The sequence below is a fragment of the Photobacterium indicum genome, assembly GCF_003026215.1.
Taxonomy (GTDB): Bacteria; Pseudomonadota; Gammaproteobacteria; order Enterobacterales; family Vibrionaceae; genus Photobacterium; species Photobacterium indicum.
On the sequence record NZ_PYOC01000001.1, the window covers coordinates 1,227,843 to 1,242,206 of the forward strand.

Below are 14,364 nucleotides of genomic sequence, written 5' to 3' on the forward strand. Positions count from 1 at the left end.
AAGAGCACTTTATGACACTTAAGTTAAATACAAACACGGAAGGTGAACTGATGGTGGAAGTGCGCGCGTGGCTATGCCGGGAAAGAGATAATGAAACAGATAAGCCACTTGAAGATTGGGACACACCTATTACTTTTACACTTAAGTAGATCAACGTCGAACCTTTGTATATTCACTTTTGTCTAGATTTGTGCCGGCGGCGATGCGACAAAGAAATACCCAAAGTAGCATAAATATGTAGCTTAACGCTTCAAGCCCCCCCAATTTTACTAATGGTACTACTTCTGTGAGATAGCGCGTAATGTACATTTTGGCATTGCAATTATGCTAGTTTGATTCAGTGCACGAAGATCTGGTGATGTGACCGTTGCCTCCAGCCATATTGTCTCCCCATCTACCGATAGACTGTTACTTATCATTACAGTAAGCATATTGTTGTGTATTGGTCGTTCATTATATTTATTTGGCATAAGTAAAAAATAAGTTTGCTACTCAATTAAATTTTGACCTACTTTATGAGTGTTGATGCAATCTATTATTTAATGGATAAGATCTTGTGCCGCCAATAACGGTGGGCAGGATAGTGCTCGATAGGCTTATCTCACTGTGAGGGACGATGATGCTGAGAACTAACATGGAAAGGTTGAAGCAGATACAGCGTAAGTTAATGGTGGAGGCTGACGGTGTCCTCGGCCCACAAACCCTCACCGCGATAGAGAAGAAGCTTGGTCTCTCATTTAAGCCTATTTTGATGGATAAGGGAGGTGTAGTGAAGTTTGTGTTATCACTCTCCGGTATCGAGCACATCATCCGTTATGAGATCAGTTCGCCTGCATACTATGAGACCAAGCTTAAATCGCCAACTTGGCCGGGCGGAGACTCCGGGGTCACTATCGGTATTGGGTATGATCTCGGTTATGTCACTCCAGACAAATTCCGTTTTGACTGGCAGACAGAGCTATCCGCATCCAGTTTAGATAGACTCACCAAAGTCTGTGGTAAGAAAAAAGGCCGAGCGAAGCGTACTCTGTCGCGCCTATCTCACATACAGATCTCTTATCACGCTGCCCATAATGTTTTTATCGAAACCTCCATCCCTGCGTATTGCCAAAGAGCACAACGAGCATTTCCCGGCTTAGCGCAGCTGCAACCCGACGCGCAGGTTGCCCTACTTTCACTGGTATATAACCGCGGGAGCAGCATGAAAGGAGACAGTCGTAGGGAGATGCGTGCTATTCGTGATGCCGTCACAGTGAAAGACTACGCCACAATCGCAGATCAGATTGAAAAAATGAAGCGCTTATGGGCTGGACGTGGACTTGATGGATTACTGAGCCGTCGTGACCACGAAGCGGAGCTGGTACGTAACTGTAACCGCGTCTATTCACCTGATGAGCTGGTATGCGTATAGGCTAGGTGTGAGAATTATGCACTTTTCATCTGCCATATTAGTGCCATGCAGAAACTCACAATAGACAAGAAGTAAAAATTAGACGCCACATTAGCACAGTGGAACACCGTTTTTTAGGGAGTGTTCAGATAAAATGAATAAGGCTTAATAGACTTATATCCACCCCTCTTTGGCAGGTAGTTGACCGGTACCTAGTCAATAAATAGAAGCATAAAGCAAGGAGAGTATTATGGGACAGTTTAGAATGGCACTCGATAAAATGGCTGAAGGAATCAAGGATTTATCGTCTTTGGATGTTGTCACTTATGAAGGTCGTGTCACGCTGCAAAGTGGGGAGTCATTAGATAATGTTAACTTTGAAACGGTGCTACAAAAAGCCAAGGATAACCCAGATATCGACCTAAAAATCGTTGCCAGTACGCATGTGGAAATCGATGGTGATATAACAACCTTCTACGATGAAGATATCAGCGATGAACAAAAACAGGCGCATATTGAGCTCATAGATATTGGGGCAGAGAACCGTAATGCCACCGTTGAAATGATCATGGGAGTTATTGGTGATGTATCGACGATATAGCACCTAGTAATAGAGTATTGCGATGAGAAATGAATTTTCACTTGAGGTGCTAGGGGATCAGCTAGACGACGCGCTGGCAAAAGGGCAGTTACCTGATCCCAGCGCACCAGTAAAGATCGGCACCCCCAACGAGATGGATTCAGCCGCCTACCGTAAAGTGGTGCGACAACGCTTGATATCACTTGGTTATCTAAAGCGCGGATACTTATGTAACAGCTCCAGCTGTAGAGTAGATGAGCACTTTATCATCGCTGTCAAACAGTTCCAGCGCGAGATAGGTACCCGCTCGGACGGTTGGCTCGGCCCCAAGTCTTGGCGTATGCTGGATAGTTTAGTAAGCTTTGAAAACGAACAAGATCCAGCCTTATGGCTACAAAGCTGGCGAGGGACGGTGGTGCCCCCTTCCCATCGGCTCGATATAGCTACTAATAGTGCTGTGCAGCGTGCGACTTATTTACGCCTCTACACTATGGGCTTTTTTGATTCCACCCCAAATCGAAAGCATCGGCTAAAGCCAAACACCAAAATCGACCCAAGCAACAATGCAAGCTACCGTAAAGCGCTAAAAAATTTTGTACTTTTTGCCAAGTCAATAGGGTTAATCCACACATCTCTCCCTAACCAATTAAGTATGCCGCTTTTGCAATTGATCTTTGGTTTTGATGTCATTCTCAGCCAACTCGCCATCAAGGAATACTATCGGCGTACGGTACGAGAATACTACCCACAAATGGAAGCCGTTGCCCGTATCGAACTCTGGCTAAGTGGCTACGACGTGCAACCCATAGCAAACGAGTCAGAAAGACTCACTCATTTAAAATTTAGAGAAATAAAAAGTGCCAACCAGTTAAAACAGGCGATTACTGACTTCTGGAGCGATACCAACTCCAGAGAAAATCAACCAAAGGCGAAAAAGAGCATCAGCTTCAAATTATTTACCCAGTTTAATATGTATTTACAACAACCTAGCGAGGTGATTAATGGGGAGAGTGAGGATGAGATTAAATTTGAGCGCGACGTTGAACGCCTACTGAGAAGCAAGCATGATCAAAATGCGCTCTCTCAGCAGCTAAAGCGTATCGCCAGTACCATCTGGGATGGGGTAAAACGGGTTGCTCGGTGGCTTTTTCGTATAGTAACGGGAGTCGTCAAGAGGACCATCAACCTGTTTACCAACTTGGCTCGCTATATTGCAAATAAAGCCCGAGAGGCTTATATCTGTGTTGTGCGCGTCATCGATATTGTTCAGGGAGGATTGCACTATTTGCAGGGACAGGTAGCCCAGAGTAGCCATATAGGCACAGTGATACTCAGTCAGGAGATAGATTTTGATCAACACTGTATATTCGACCCAAATGCTGCAGCCGACATCCTTGCAACGCATATGGCACAGTATCGAACATACTCTAAAGTCTACATTGCTGCGACAAGGATACTTTGTCATTTATTCGCTATTGCCAATAGAGTATTCCGAGCAGCCATTTCTCCAATTGGTTGGTTAAGTGCGCTATTAGCTCTCTCTCTACTTGCCAATCACTTTCGAGCAATACAGCAAGAAGTAGATCAGTTACGTAGTTATAAACTCAACACAGCTCATCCATTGGCAAGCTTTCAACGTGAAGTAACCTAAATTTAGTCTCTGATCATCACTGCTTGTTAAGATACAAGAGTTTTAGCAACTTAGAGTAAACCTTCCAGTGATAACAAGCTTGGGACGTCTATTTTATATGACGATATATTTTTTACAATTTGTCTGATGTCGTCAATTTATAAGAATCAAAGTATCTGAATCGTATATGAGCCAGTACAAGTGAAGGGCTTAAACAAGCCCTTCACTTTTGCACCATTCATCAAATTGTTTTCTGGAATATTTACCTCTCCCTTTTTTCTCTGGGAAGTTTTCTGTTCGATAAATAAAAGCATCTAGAGTTGTTGGTTTCATGCCTAAAACCACGCAAATGTCTGAGCGGGAAATAAACAGAGGTTTGAAGGTTTCTTGTTCTAATTTGTTAGTCATGATAATTCATCACATCCTTAATTGAGCGTTGCATATTGGAAAGTATTCTTTCTGATTTATTGGCTCTTTGCCTTTGTTCAAAGAGCTGGGATTTGGTTTCTTCAAGTTCGCGCAAAGTTACCTTTAAAGCTGCACAGCCTTTTAAGATTGCTTTGCTTGATGACTTCTCATCGGTGATCAGCTTAATATCTTCAATGAGCTTTTCTTCGTAGGGGGTAGGTCTGAGAGTGAGTGCCATATAACACCTATTGATTGCAGAAAAGTTTGTACCGGTTACTGCAGGAATGACTGAGTGATAGCAAAATAATTCCCTGGTCGACCTCGAGGGAAGGCAAAGTGATTGCACTTAGAACGGGATGTAGAAATCATTGCAGTTTGGACACTTGAAACCTTCTACACCAAGGTCGTATACACAGCGGCACTTATCGCAAGTGTGAGAGAGTTCGGGTTGAGTTTGTATCGATATTATCTTCATAGTAATTGATCGCCATATAGCTGATTATGGATAGCCAAATTAAGACAGAGATGATTGATAGGGCGGTGACGTATTTTTTATTCATAGTCCTTCATTTCAATAGCCATGATTCTTTCTTGCAGTTCATTTGAAGAACAACTTCCATCCCACTTTAAATCACAATCTTTGCAGCCAATAACATTGCAGGTTTGAGTTATCACTATTCGCCAGCGTTCGCGTAGGTCGTTAAGTTCTTGGTTATCCATCGTTCACCATTCCTTTATATTGGTTCAGGCAATATTCGATTTCACCTCTGTATAAGCTATGTTCATTCTTAATGAAGAACGTGGGATTTTTTATTTTTATCAATTCGAGAAGGATGAGGTCAGCACTTTGCTTGTTGAGTTCCCATGGGAAAGCATCTATGACTTTATTGCGGATAGCGTAGGCTTTTTTCTTTTGCTGTACTCTGTAACCTCTTAGAACTGGAAGCTTTACCATTTATTAGCCTCATGAGTTAAAAGGGAACGTTGCTTGTTGAGCACTTAGGACAACACCAATTATGCTCTATCAAACAGAATTCATACATACAATAATCACAGATTTGTATGAGTATTTCTTTTTCGGGTTTGTTGGATTTGTAGAACTCAAGAGCTTTGAAATAAAGCCCGAGGGGGATAATCCACAATCCATGTTTCAATTCAATGAAGTGTGATAATTCAGGGGTTTCTACGTGGTTAATAATATAAGGTTGTTTAGTTGAGCAACTTTTCACAACCTCGTACTTATGAGCTTTCAAAAACTCAATAAAAGAGCCCCACAAATGAGGCTCCATTCTTAGTTGTATAGTCATTAAACACCTTACTTTCTGCGGATAGATAGCGACTCAGGGCTGGTTTCAATCCATGCGCCTTCAACTTTTATATCGTTCTCTAAGTCGGCTTTTATTTGCTGCTTATTGAGCGTTTTAACCGTATCGTAAGTCCAGTATTTATCGTCAATCTTATCGTTATCGACTTTTACTGACTCTCGTCCTTTTAGCTTTGCAATCGTACCGTGTGGGGCTTTTATGTTTTGCTTGTCGAGCTTGTTAAGCATTTCAAGTAATACACCTTTCATTCGCTTTGATTCATTACCGAAAACCTTTGAGCGTTCGTTGAGCGTTTTGGATTCTTCTTTCAAGGCAGATTCTGTCGCTTCTTTGTTAGCGATTATTTTAAGATAATTATCAACCTTATCTTCGAGTGGTCCCTCAAGCCCCATAAGCGTGTCGGCAATAGTTTGATCATCCCAACCTTCTTTTTCAGCGTTTAACAAAAATTCCTGAATTTCATTGGTTATCGAGTAGATAGATTCTTTGCTCATGCGACTGATTCCTTTTTGGCGGCTTGCAAGTTTTCAGAGGCGTTATTGAAGGCAATATCCACATTTTTAATAGCCTTTGATTTCTTTTGTTTTTGTTCGTCAGTACCAGTAGGTAGGGCTGATAATATTGCCAGTGATTTTTGTTTGAGAATGTTTATCTCAGAAAGATTAAGCGCGGTTTTCATTTCTTCGACAAAACCACCTGCTTGGGTAAGAGCTTTTTGCGTAATTTCTTGCGTTTGCTCTATCGTGCGAACTTGCTTATCAGCTGCTTGGGCTACTTCTGCGCGGTGTTGTATAGTCGTATCATCGTAAGAGCCAAGATAAACATCGGCACATATACCAGTGAGTGACATTGCTTTACCTAAAGCATCCGAGAGTGATTTCTTTTCACATTCATCGTCATGAACAAAATAACCACCTTGCGCCATGTAGAGCTTCTTGGTATCGCCATATGAGGTAAGCGTTGCTTTAGCACCTTCGTGCATGTACCAAAATTCAATTTCGCACTTATGAACTTGAGTAAATAATTCTGAAATACTGCCATTCATGATTATTGGAGCGCCTTGCACTGTCCATTCACGTATGACTTTGTAACCCCAACCAATACCAACTGGCCCCCATATTTCAGTCGCTTTCTGTATTCGGTATTGGGTTTTTATTGATAGGCGATTGTTATTATCAAGCTTGGTAAAATTAAGGTCTGTTTTAAAACCTTTTGCCCATAAGCCCATGTTGGGGTTTTCAATCAGTTCAGGGGAGAGCTCAATAACTGTTGGTTTTTCCGTTTCTGCATTTCTGCTTTCGTTCTCCGCTGGTGGATCTTGTTTAAGATCTTGCGGTTGTTCGTTTGTATTCTGCGATTTCTCTTGATCAACTTGTTTTTCCTTGGCTGGTGGTAAGCTTTCCGGCTTTTCCACTTTAACCTTAGGTTGTTCGTTGTCAGGTTTGTCATTTACATTTTTAACCTGATTACCTAAAGGATCTGTTTTCGGTGGCGTTTCCTGTTTTGTATCGTCATTGGAGGCGGGTTTGTCTGTATCTCCAACGCTTGTGATGCAAAGTGAGTCATGCTTTTTAACTGGCTTTTTAATACATTCATCTTTAACGAATGCGCGGAGCATTCTAAGATTAAGCATCGTTTTAACGGCTGTGTTTGCATCGTCCCACTCAGTATCAACAAAAGCTTTTATTGCATATTCAACATCTATGTTTTTATCAAGCTCACCAAATACAGCCATTAACTTTTCGCCCATTTCCTCGTATTGCTCTTTTGAGTAATCGGCTTTATCTAATCCAGTTAATATCCCGTAAGCTCTTTCTTCCCAAATGGTGGCAGGGGTGTAAGCTGGAGCTTCTTTAAATACCTTTGCAACGCTGTTTACTTTTCGCTGCATTTCTTCTGATATTAACGATCCCGCTTTATCTAAGTTAATAACAATTTGATGGCTTATATTTGTATCAAAAGTTTCTACAGCATTTCGTTTAAAGAACTTCATGCCTTCTTGCATTTCTTTTAACTCGTAAAGCCAATTTCCGACCATCCCCATTGCATGGGTAATTGCGTTCTTTCGGGTTGATTTTGCATCTATCGAAAAATCTCTAACGTTGCCTTTATCTTTAGTTCTATCTTCGGTGTTTTCAAGTTGGTAAGAAAAGAACCATTCATTAGGTTTTTTTTCTATAACAGCTAATTGAGCAGAAAGGGAATCTGTTATTTGCAGTAAGCAAACATCAATATCAATTTGTCCTTCAAGTGTTGAGCCTATTTGATCATCAATACTTAGTTGATCTTCGCTTTCATCATCGATTTCAAGTTGGCTGAGTATTTCCGTTTCAAAGTCGTAACTCATAACCTCGTTGGCAAAAGCTTGATCGCTTTCTGCTCCGTGTTCAGCTTGAAACTCTGCAATGTTATTGATGGTTTCTACTGCGGTTTGTAAGGCTTCCTCAATGTTAGGGTATTCACCATTATCATGACTGGTCGGTTTAACTATTGATTGCGGTCCTGACATGTAACGGTATCCGTAAACAAAAACATCTTTCTTTGCTTCGAGTGCGGCAATTTCCGCAATGTTATCGTTTAGCGTGAATGATGCTCGAAGTAAGCCTTCTGTTTCTTTCGGATAGAATCCAGAGCTATTGACGGTTGGCCACTCTTTATCATCTTCAACTACTTTTTCGTTTTCAGCTTCTAAATCACTCGACTCATCAACGATAGTAAGCTCGTTATATTCCTCTTCGGTGATTTTCTTTAGCGCTGGAATTTGGAAGTATTCAGAGTTGCCGTGTTCGTCTGCGGCGGCTAATTCACCCCAAACAATCTGTTTACCCTCTGCCATAGTGTTTGCTACGACTGGAATGTTAATAATGATTTCACCATCTGGGTGTTTGGTTTTTTTTGAGCGACAAGATGCGATGAAATGCTTAATAGCCATGTGCGTTTCTCCGTTACTGGAATTAAATTAAGTGACTGCCGTTATCTTCTTTAAGGAGTTTCTTAATGAGAATATGCATTCGGATTTGGCGCTTTTCCTCGCTGGTTAGTTGTGGTGCGTAACACACGAACTTTCCTTTAGAAAAAACGAGATATAAACCGTTTTGAGTTGGTACGTATTTCATGATTTCCCTCTTTCAAGGCAGTCATTAAGAAGAGCGCAATATTTTGGAGTTAGCGGTGGGGATCGCTTGATGGGGTGTTTGGATAACGCTCTTTAATGACCCCTTAATGTGGGCACTAGAATTAATAAACGCACTAACCAAACTCTGACTAAGGACTATTGCTAGTAGCACTAACTAATAACAATTAAAGATCAGTGCGCTTATTGATTGCCTCTAATCCACTAAGATACTGGTGAGGCTACCAGCTCAGTCACCACACCGTAACGGGCGACCGTGTTACTTTCGTTACTACTCTTTACCTTCATTCGGTAAAGAACTTAGCGCCACGATAGCAGGGCGCATGATTTAAAAATTTTGTCCGTAATGTTAAAGAGCTTTGTCGTGTTGACGAAGCTTAATGTATTCCAAATGGAAACCTTGATCAATACTTTGGGTAATAAATATTCCAAAAAGATTTTATACGAGCAAAAAAAAACACCTCAAAGTGAGGTGTTTTCAACAATTCTTAATGTTATCTCTTTTCTAAAATAATCTTCATTGCTTCATCAAGAGCTGCTTTCTCAACTCTCAATAGCTCGTCATCATTCAAACCAAGCTTATCAAGCGTGTCTTCAAGGTGACTTAGCTTTAATAGTTTTACGGTACTCTTTTCTGGTGAGCCAGACCCAGTACTAAGCCAGTTTATATCAACGTTTAAGCACTCCGCCAACTCAACAAGCTTGGTTGTGCTCTTTAGAGCGCCGCTTTCTATTTTATTGATAGTAGCTGGTGTTACGCCAATTAATTTGGCTAGAGCTTTTTGTGATAACGCAGGATTAACCTGCGTTCTTGCCCATTTTGTACGCTCAGCAAATGTATTTAGGTTCATGTGTTTTCCTCTTGGAAATACTATACATGGTTAACCATTTATCTTGCAATTTCCACTAGGAACATTTAAGTTAACTTTAGTTAATTTATTATTGTTTTTGGTTAATTGTGGAAATTTATGGAATTACTAAAAGAACTTGATAAGTCAATGAGCCGCCTTGAAATAGCAGAAAAGCTTAATTGTAAGCCAGCGGCTTTGAGTAAGTGGATGAATGGGAAAACCAAACCCAGCTCAAAACACATACTTCATTTATCTCAATTGATTGGTGTTAGTGCTGAGGATTTATTGATCGATTTATACCCTGAACAAAGTGAGAGTAAGCAATGAAAAAAGGTGAGATCAATGAGTTTGATTATTCGGTAACGCAGCGTGTCCGGATTACTGCTCCTATTGAAATTGAGGTGAGAGGTGGCGGGAAAATTATGACGCTAGTTATTGCTGGTCAGCGAGTAGATGTCTTTAAGGGGATGTGCATCCATCTCTTGAAAGCACAAAGAGAATACGAAAAATCCGCCTTTTAGCAGAAGACGGTTTTGGGGTGTCGCATCATTTTAAATTGCGCAATTACTTTGCGCGGGAGAATTAACAATGTCAAGAAATCATGACATAAGGAAATTACTTTTTGTTGATAAACCTTTGGTTGTAAATCCTAGGTTAGCTAGTGAAATCGGTTTGAATGAAGCGATAGTTTTACAGCAAATTAGCTATTGGATTGATCGTGCTCAGTATGAGTATGAAGGTAAAGCATGGATGCATAAAACTGCTGATGAGTGGGAGGTCGAATTTCCGTTCTGGTCAATCCCTACAATCCGTAGAGTATTAAAGTCACTTGAGAAGTCAAAATACATAAAGTCAGACAGGTTAAGTTGGAAATTTTTCAGTAATAAAATGGACCAAACAGCTTGGTATTCCTTGTGTAGCCCATGTGATCAAGTTGACAACATGCAAGAATCACAACAAGAAATTGCAGGTGATCAACTTGCGCACTTCACATGTGATCAATCTGCGCACTTCACATGTGATCAATCTGCGCACTTCACAAGTGATCAGATTGATCACTTGTTAACAGAGAATACAACAGAGAATACAACAGAGACTACAGAGCTATTTTCGTCGCAGAATTCTTCTGCCGACAACCTCAAGCCAAATGCTGTTATTCAAACTCCGTTAGGAAAGAAATGGGGCAGGGCTGATGACCTCACAACGGCTCAGTGGATTCACAAGCGGGTGCTTGAAGTTAATCCTGTAGCGCCTGATCCAAATTGGTGTGAATGGGCTAACGATATTCGATTGATGAATCAATCAAAAAAATACTCATATCGAGATATTTGCGATTTATTCAACTTCGCAAATAAACATCACTTCTGGGCTGAGAATATCCAGTGCCCTAAAAAATTACGTAAGCAGTGGGACACACTTACTGCTCAGATGGGAACGAATAAACCAGTTCGCCAAGGTGAAATCGATATTTACAGCAAGGATTGGGCTGATAACGGATTAGGGATGTAGCTATGAAATCAATAAGCGAGCTTACTCAAGAAAACCCGATTGTTAGAAACTACGGTACACAACATGAGATCGATAGTCGTCATGAGGCAGTCCCTCGAGTAACAAGTTCTGATGCAATAAACCATATCAATTTTATTTTTGCTGAATTATGCGCGGCTTTTCCTGCGTGGCGTAATACCTTTCACAATCAAACAGAGCTCAATGATGCAAAGCGTTCATGGGTGAAGGGATTGATTGAGGCTGATGTGACGGATTTGGTACTAATCAAAAGCGGATTGAAGAAAGCGAGGGCCTCAGAATCTGATTTCTTCCCATCTGTAGGTAAATTCATTTCGTGGTGTCATTCGAATGATGATTTTTTGTTACCTGATGCAGAGTTCGCATTTCGATCATTGCCAATCTACATGGCTGGATTTAGAAATGAGATACCAGCACCGACCTTAGCTGCATTCGATCAAATTGGTAAACCTGCAATCCGCAAAAAAAACGAGCGTGATGTTTTCAAGCTTTTTAAATACTCATACGAAATCGTGTGTAAGAAAGTGAAATCAAATAAGCCCATTGATGACCTTCTAATTAAGCCGCTGCCAAAGCCTAAATCTAAAAAGCTATCTCCAAAAATGGTTGAGGCAAAACGTAGCCGTGTTTTAGACCAGATTAAAGCTCGTAAAAAGGAGTTATGGGGATGACTCAATCAATTCAAAAGCGAACAAAACCCAATGAGATTTTAGCTGTTATTGGTGGCGGTGGTTTTGTCAGCTATGCAACGAATGAAGATCAGGAACAAGCCAAGAATCTTACTGGTCGTGTCGTGGCGATTAAACCGAAGAGTAAGGCTAGAAACTTGAAGCATCATCGTAAATTCTTTGCACTGATGAAGCTTGGTTTTATGTATTGGTCTCCGTATATGCGGTTAGTTAGTGAGCCAGAGGATTGGATTGCGCGAGAAGTTGCCCGTGAGTTCTGCAAGCAAGCAGGTAAGCCAGAGTTGTTCGATCAGTTCGGTAATGACATAGCTCAGCATGTGATTGACCGAATGGCGAGAAAGCGCTCACGTCGTGCTGATCCAGAGGCATATAAGTGTCCTGATAATTATCGCCATAAAATCATGGTTGACGCTGGTTTTTTTGAAACGGTCACATTGCCAAATGGTGGTGTGATTAGACGCCCCTGGTCTGTCTCTTTTGAAAATTTGGCTCAGGAAGATTTCAATAAGATTTATAAAGGTTGCTTTAACGTTGTATGGAGTGAAAGTCTTTTTCAGATTTTTGACGATGAAGCTGAAGCGGAAAATGCTGTAAATCAGCTAATGAGTTTTGTATGAAGCAGTCAAGAAGCTATCAAACAACTCAAGCTGAATTGTACTTCAACCGATTTATACGACTTAGAGATTATGGCGAACCATGCCCTAGTTGCGGCCGTTATTTTCGTTTTGAAGAAATGGATGCTGGGCATTACCGATCAAAAGGGGCGGCTCCTGAACTCCGATTTAATGAGGATAATGTTCATGCTCAGTGCCGTGATTGTAATAGTGGCTTTGCATCGGGAAATCGTATTGCGTATCGACTGGCGTTAATTATAAAGATTGGTATAAAGCGAGTAGAAGCACTTGAGTTGTACCAAGGACCAGTGAAATATGATGTAACTGACTTGTTTGAGATAAGAAAGGAATACGAAAGAAAGTGTAATGAGTTAGAAGGGGAACTGATGTATGCATAATCAAGTATTAGAGCGCATTAGCAAAGCTGGAGTTAAAACCGTTAAGTTTGATACTGGAATGGGAGGTGGGACACCGCTATATACATCTTGTGATTATGCGGCTGCGTTGTCTGGGTTGAGCCGAGATGCCACCGCTTGGATTATTTATGCGTATAGTAATACAACCGATCCAAAATCATTTAATTATTTAGCATTGCAACTGGCGCGAGTCGCTATGAGCGTGTGTGATAATGTAAGTCATGATTTTTCAGTTCGTATTGCAAAATTAGCCATGGAAGAACATGTTCGTGGTTTTTGCCAATGTAAAGGAAAGGGGTGTGAAAAATGCCTTGATACAGGTGTTTTGATCTTTAGCGGCAGATTGCGTGCGTCTGTTTTGAGGCTGCCAAAAACAACATATTTCAATAATCGTCATGATTATGATTTCATCATCAAGATATTGCACTTAATATTGAGTGGGTATGAACGAGATGCTGTTATTAACATTACAAGGTTTCTTTCATAGTCAATGTGGCAGTGTGTTCCATCATTTCAGCAATAACTTCGCTGCCATATTTTTTCATTGTTTTTTCAATGATGAATTTTCTGATTTCTTGATTGCTAATATTTTTCTCAATTTTTTTAATTAAAAAAAACAACTCTTTTGCATCATTGTTCATCATGGCGAATTTCTCTGTTTTCACTTTCGTATATTTTAATCGTTATAGCTTTAATATTCCCTAGGGTATTACCCTAGTTTTTCGAATCTTAGCGTATGGGATATTATATATTATGACTGATGATGACTTTATTCGTGCACTTGAATTCCACTATTCAACAAAATCGCATCCATGCGGTATAAAAAGTACGTGTGGTATATTTATTTATGGGAATGATAAATTTAAAAAATTAGTAAATATGGTTGGTCGGGACATTGCTGGATTGAAGGATTCAGATATGAATTGCCGTACATCTGATTTTGCAAATGAGTATCGAAAGCAGGATATGACTGTGATTGAAACTGGGAACTCTCAGTTTGTATTGGATGTTAATCATTTTTCACATGGAGATGATGCATACGTTACGCACAAAAAATTAATGACGGGCCCAAGTGGCTATAGCATAGGTGTTGAGTTTCACATGTGGCATGTTTCAACACTTATGAGCGTATTATCAAAGCCATTGATGAGTGCAATGCTGTCACGAGGTGATAATTCCTACGTCGTTGGCAGTGATATGATGATTGTAAAATTGACTAAAAAAATGGAAATGTATTTATATTTAATAATGATAGGCAATTCAAATAAGGAGATTTCGGAAAAAATCAATGTTTCAATAAAAGCGGTTGAATTTGCAATTTCAAAATTAATTAATTTGTTTGGCGATCTTGGTGCATATAATAGTATCTCACTTCGGGAGGTTTCTTTTAAATATGGGTATAGTCGAATGATTCCAAGAATATTATTAAAAAATCATCGTTCACTTATTTTACCTCGCTCGTTTGACAGTTGGGACACTTTACTATAGTATTTTTCTAAGCTGGTTATTTTAATATCTAGTTATACAAAGTCGCATTCGTGGCTTTTTTTATGTCTGAGATTTAACATGTCAAATACAACAAATGTAGTTACGGGTGTAACATCCGGCTCAGTTGTTGGCGCGTCTGTATATAGTTCGTCTGCTAATCCGAATAGTTTATTAAGCTCACCTATTTTAGATATATTTAATGGGAATTATGTCTTATTAGTTTCGGACGTGACAACAATAATTGGTTTATCTGTTGGGCTTGCTGGCGTTGCATTGGGCTTGCTTCGACTTATTTACGAACGGAGAGGTTAAT

20 protein-coding genes are annotated in these 14,364 nt (G+C 40.2%); 12 read left to right on the top strand and 8 right to left on the bottom strand.

What is annotated here, in order from left to right; genetic code table 11:
• Window positions 1-11: 11 nt before the first annotated feature.
• The 4 genes from C9J47_RS26985 to C9J47_RS05470 all read left to right on the top strand — a co-directional run bounded on the left by C9J47_RS26985 (window position 12) and on the right by C9J47_RS05470 (window position 3,621).
• A complete protein-coding gene (locus tag C9J47_RS26985) occupies window positions 12-149 on the top strand; it encodes a hypothetical protein (RefSeq protein WP_170107426.1) in 138 nt (45 codons plus the stop codon).
• A gap of 602 nt (window positions 150-751) precedes the next feature.
• Window positions 752-1,411: a glycoside hydrolase family protein gene (locus tag C9J47_RS05460; RefSeq protein WP_146150835.1), complete on the top strand. Its 660-nt coding sequence runs from the start codon at window positions 752-754 to the stop codon at window positions 1,409-1,411.
• 229 nt (window positions 1,412-1,640) lie between these two features.
• Window positions 1,641-1,991, top strand: a complete 351-nt coding sequence (locus C9J47_RS05465) for a hypothetical protein (protein WP_107252581.1) — start codon at window positions 1,641-1,643, stop codon at window positions 1,989-1,991.
• A gap of 22 nt (window positions 1,992-2,013) precedes the next feature.
• The gene (locus C9J47_RS05470) at window positions 2,014-3,621 is read left to right on the top strand and encodes a hypothetical protein (RefSeq protein WP_107252582.1); all 1,608 of its coding nucleotides are present in this window, start codon (window positions 2,014-2,016) and stop codon (window positions 3,619-3,621) included.
• 189 nt (window positions 3,622-3,810) lie between these two features.
• Here the strand turns inward: C9J47_RS05470 and C9J47_RS05475 are convergent, their stop codons facing one another.
• The 7 genes from C9J47_RS05475 to C9J47_RS05505 form a co-directional block, all read right to left on the bottom strand.
• A complete protein-coding gene (locus C9J47_RS05475; protein WP_107252583.1) occupies window positions 3,811-4,008 on the bottom strand; it encodes a hypothetical protein in 198 nt (65 codons plus the stop codon).
• On the bottom strand, window positions 4,001-4,246 hold the full coding sequence (locus C9J47_RS05480) for a hypothetical protein (RefSeq protein WP_107252584.1): 246 nt from the start codon (window positions 4,244-4,246) through the stop codon (window positions 4,001-4,003). The genes C9J47_RS05475 and C9J47_RS05480 overlap by 8 nt, the downstream gene beginning before the upstream one ends.
• Before the next feature lie 314 nt (window positions 4,247-4,560).
• Window positions 4,561-4,728, bottom strand: a complete 168-nt coding sequence (locus C9J47_RS26990; protein ID WP_170107427.1) for a hypothetical protein — start codon at window positions 4,726-4,728, stop codon at window positions 4,561-4,563.
• Complete coding sequence (locus C9J47_RS05485) at window positions 4,721-4,963, bottom strand: hypothetical protein (RefSeq protein ID WP_107252585.1); 243 nt, start codon at window positions 4,961-4,963, stop codon at window positions 4,721-4,723. Before C9J47_RS05485 ends, C9J47_RS26990 begins: the two co-directional genes overlap by 8 nt.
• Window positions 4,964-5,323: 360 nt before the next feature.
• A complete protein-coding gene (locus C9J47_RS05495; protein ID WP_107252587.1) occupies window positions 5,324-5,827 on the bottom strand; it encodes a siphovirus Gp157 family protein in 504 nt (167 codons plus the stop codon).
• Window positions 5,824-8,265, bottom strand: a complete 2,442-nt coding sequence (locus tag C9J47_RS05500; RefSeq protein WP_107252588.1) for a hypothetical protein — start codon at window positions 8,263-8,265, stop codon at window positions 5,824-5,826. The genes C9J47_RS05495 and C9J47_RS05500 overlap by 4 nt, the downstream gene beginning before the upstream one ends.
• A gap of 695 nt (window positions 8,266-8,960) precedes the next feature.
• Complete coding sequence (locus C9J47_RS05505; protein WP_107252589.1) at window positions 8,961-9,317, bottom strand: helix-turn-helix domain-containing protein; 357 nt, start codon at window positions 9,315-9,317, stop codon at window positions 8,961-8,963.
• A 117-nt stretch (window positions 9,318-9,434) separates the two neighbouring features.
• Here C9J47_RS05505 and C9J47_RS05510 point away from each other — a divergent pair, with 117 nt between their 5' ends.
• The 7 genes from C9J47_RS05510 (at window position 9,435) to C9J47_RS05540 (ending at window position 13,050) form a co-directional block, all read left to right on the top strand.
• The gene (locus C9J47_RS05510) at window positions 9,435-9,644 is read left to right on the top strand and encodes a helix-turn-helix domain-containing protein (protein WP_107252590.1); all 210 of its coding nucleotides are present in this window, start codon (window positions 9,435-9,437) and stop codon (window positions 9,642-9,644) included.
• Window positions 9,641-9,838 carry a hypothetical protein gene (locus C9J47_RS05515; RefSeq protein WP_107252591.1) on the top strand — a complete coding sequence of 66 codons (198 nt, stop codon included), beginning with the start codon at window positions 9,641-9,643 and terminating at the stop codon, window positions 9,836-9,838. The genes C9J47_RS05510 and C9J47_RS05515 overlap by 4 nt, the downstream gene beginning before the upstream one ends.
• A gap of 67 nt (window positions 9,839-9,905) precedes the next feature.
• A complete protein-coding gene (locus C9J47_RS05520; RefSeq protein WP_107252592.1) occupies window positions 9,906-10,826 on the top strand; it encodes a hypothetical protein in 921 nt (306 codons plus the stop codon).
• A 2-nt stretch (window positions 10,827-10,828) separates the two neighbouring features.
• Window positions 10,829-11,515 (top strand): replication protein P, encoded by a 687-nt coding sequence (locus C9J47_RS05525; protein WP_107252593.1) that lies wholly within the window; start codon window positions 10,829-10,831, stop codon window positions 11,513-11,515.
• Window positions 11,512-12,150: a DUF1367 family protein gene (locus C9J47_RS05530; RefSeq protein ID WP_170107428.1), complete on the top strand. Its 639-nt coding sequence runs from the start codon at window positions 11,512-11,514 to the stop codon at window positions 12,148-12,150. Before C9J47_RS05525 ends, C9J47_RS05530 begins: the two co-directional genes overlap by 4 nt.
• Entirely contained in the window at window positions 12,147-12,545 is a 399-nt protein-coding gene (locus C9J47_RS05535) for a recombination protein NinG (protein WP_107252595.1), read from the top strand. The genes C9J47_RS05530 and C9J47_RS05535 overlap by 4 nt, the downstream gene beginning before the upstream one ends.
• Complete coding sequence (locus C9J47_RS05540) at window positions 12,538-13,050, top strand: hypothetical protein (protein ID WP_107252596.1); 513 nt, start codon at window positions 12,538-12,540, stop codon at window positions 13,048-13,050. Before C9J47_RS05535 ends, C9J47_RS05540 begins: the two co-directional genes overlap by 8 nt.
• Here C9J47_RS05540 and C9J47_RS26995 read toward each other — a convergent pair.
• Complete coding sequence (locus C9J47_RS26995; protein ID WP_170107429.1) at window positions 13,031-13,207, bottom strand: hypothetical protein; 177 nt, start codon at window positions 13,205-13,207, stop codon at window positions 13,031-13,033. The two genes, C9J47_RS05540 and C9J47_RS26995, sit on opposite strands and share 20 nt — an antisense overlap.
• 109 nt (window positions 13,208-13,316) lie before the next feature.
• Here C9J47_RS26995 and C9J47_RS05545 point away from each other — a divergent pair, with 109 nt between their 5' ends.
• Complete coding sequence (locus C9J47_RS05545; RefSeq protein ID WP_107252597.1) at window positions 13,317-14,051, top strand: helix-turn-helix domain-containing protein; 735 nt, start codon at window positions 13,317-13,319, stop codon at window positions 14,049-14,051.
• The last annotated feature ends 313 nt before the right edge of the window (window positions 14,052-14,364 follow it).

What these genes read in the sequence shown, in the direction of transcription:
- C9J47_RS05500 (WP_107252588.1), bottom strand. Translation starts at nt 8,265, where the DNA reads ATGGCTATTAAGCATTTCATCGCATCTTGTCGCTCAAAAAAAACCAAA.
- C9J47_RS05515 (WP_107252591.1), top strand. Translation starts at nt 9,641, where the DNA reads ATGAAAAAAGGTGAGATCAATGAGTTTGATTATTCGGTAACGCAGCGT.
- C9J47_RS05505 (WP_107252589.1), bottom strand. Translation starts at nt 9,317, where the DNA reads ATGAACCTAAATACATTTGCTGAGCGTACAAAATGGGCAAGAACGCAG.
- C9J47_RS05530 (WP_170107428.1), top strand. Translation starts at nt 11,512, where the DNA reads ATGACTCAATCAATTCAAAAGCGAACAAAACCCAATGAGATTTTAGCT.
- C9J47_RS26995 (WP_170107429.1), bottom strand. Translation starts at nt 13,207, where the DNA reads ATGATGAACAATGATGCAAAAGAGTTGTTTTTTTTAATTAAAAAAATT.
- C9J47_RS05510 (WP_107252590.1), top strand. Translation starts at nt 9,435, where the DNA reads ATGGAATTACTAAAAGAACTTGATAAGTCAATGAGCCGCCTTGAAATA.
- C9J47_RS05475 (WP_107252583.1), bottom strand. Translation starts at nt 4,008, where the DNA reads ATGACTAACAAATTAGAACAAGAAACCTTCAAACCTCTGTTTATTTCC.
- C9J47_RS05495 (WP_107252587.1), bottom strand. Translation starts at nt 5,827, where the DNA reads ATGAGCAAAGAATCTATCTACTCGATAACCAATGAAATTCAGGAATTT.
- C9J47_RS05525 (WP_107252593.1), top strand. Translation starts at nt 10,829, where the DNA reads ATGAAATCAATAAGCGAGCTTACTCAAGAAAACCCGATTGTTAGAAAC.
- C9J47_RS05465 (WP_107252581.1), top strand. Translation starts at nt 1,641, where the DNA reads ATGGGACAGTTTAGAATGGCACTCGATAAAATGGCTGAAGGAATCAAG.
- C9J47_RS05545 (WP_107252597.1), top strand. Translation starts at nt 13,317, where the DNA reads ATGACTGATGATGACTTTATTCGTGCACTTGAATTCCACTATTCAACA.
- C9J47_RS05535 (WP_107252595.1), top strand. Translation starts at nt 12,147, where the DNA reads ATGAAGCAGTCAAGAAGCTATCAAACAACTCAAGCTGAATTGTACTTC.
- C9J47_RS05540 (WP_107252596.1), top strand. Translation starts at nt 12,538, where the DNA reads ATGCATAATCAAGTATTAGAGCGCATTAGCAAAGCTGGAGTTAAAACC.
- C9J47_RS05460 (WP_146150835.1), top strand. Translation starts at nt 752, where the DNA reads ATGGATAAGGGAGGTGTAGTGAAGTTTGTGTTATCACTCTCCGGTATC.
- C9J47_RS05485 (WP_107252585.1), bottom strand. Translation starts at nt 4,963, where the DNA reads ATGGTAAAGCTTCCAGTTCTAAGAGGTTACAGAGTACAGCAAAAGAAA.
- C9J47_RS05520 (WP_107252592.1), top strand. Translation starts at nt 9,906, where the DNA reads ATGTCAAGAAATCATGACATAAGGAAATTACTTTTTGTTGATAAACCT.
- C9J47_RS05480 (WP_107252584.1), bottom strand. Translation starts at nt 4,246, where the DNA reads ATGGCACTCACTCTCAGACCTACCCCCTACGAAGAAAAGCTCATTGAA.
- C9J47_RS26990 (WP_170107427.1), bottom strand. Translation starts at nt 4,728, where the DNA reads ATGGATAACCAAGAACTTAACGACCTACGCGAACGCTGGCGAATAGTG.
- C9J47_RS05470 (WP_107252582.1), top strand. Translation starts at nt 2,014, where the DNA reads ATGAGAAATGAATTTTCACTTGAGGTGCTAGGGGATCAGCTAGACGAC.
- C9J47_RS26985 (WP_170107426.1), top strand. Translation starts at nt 12, where the DNA reads ATGACACTTAAGTTAAATACAAACACGGAAGGTGAACTGATGGTGGAA.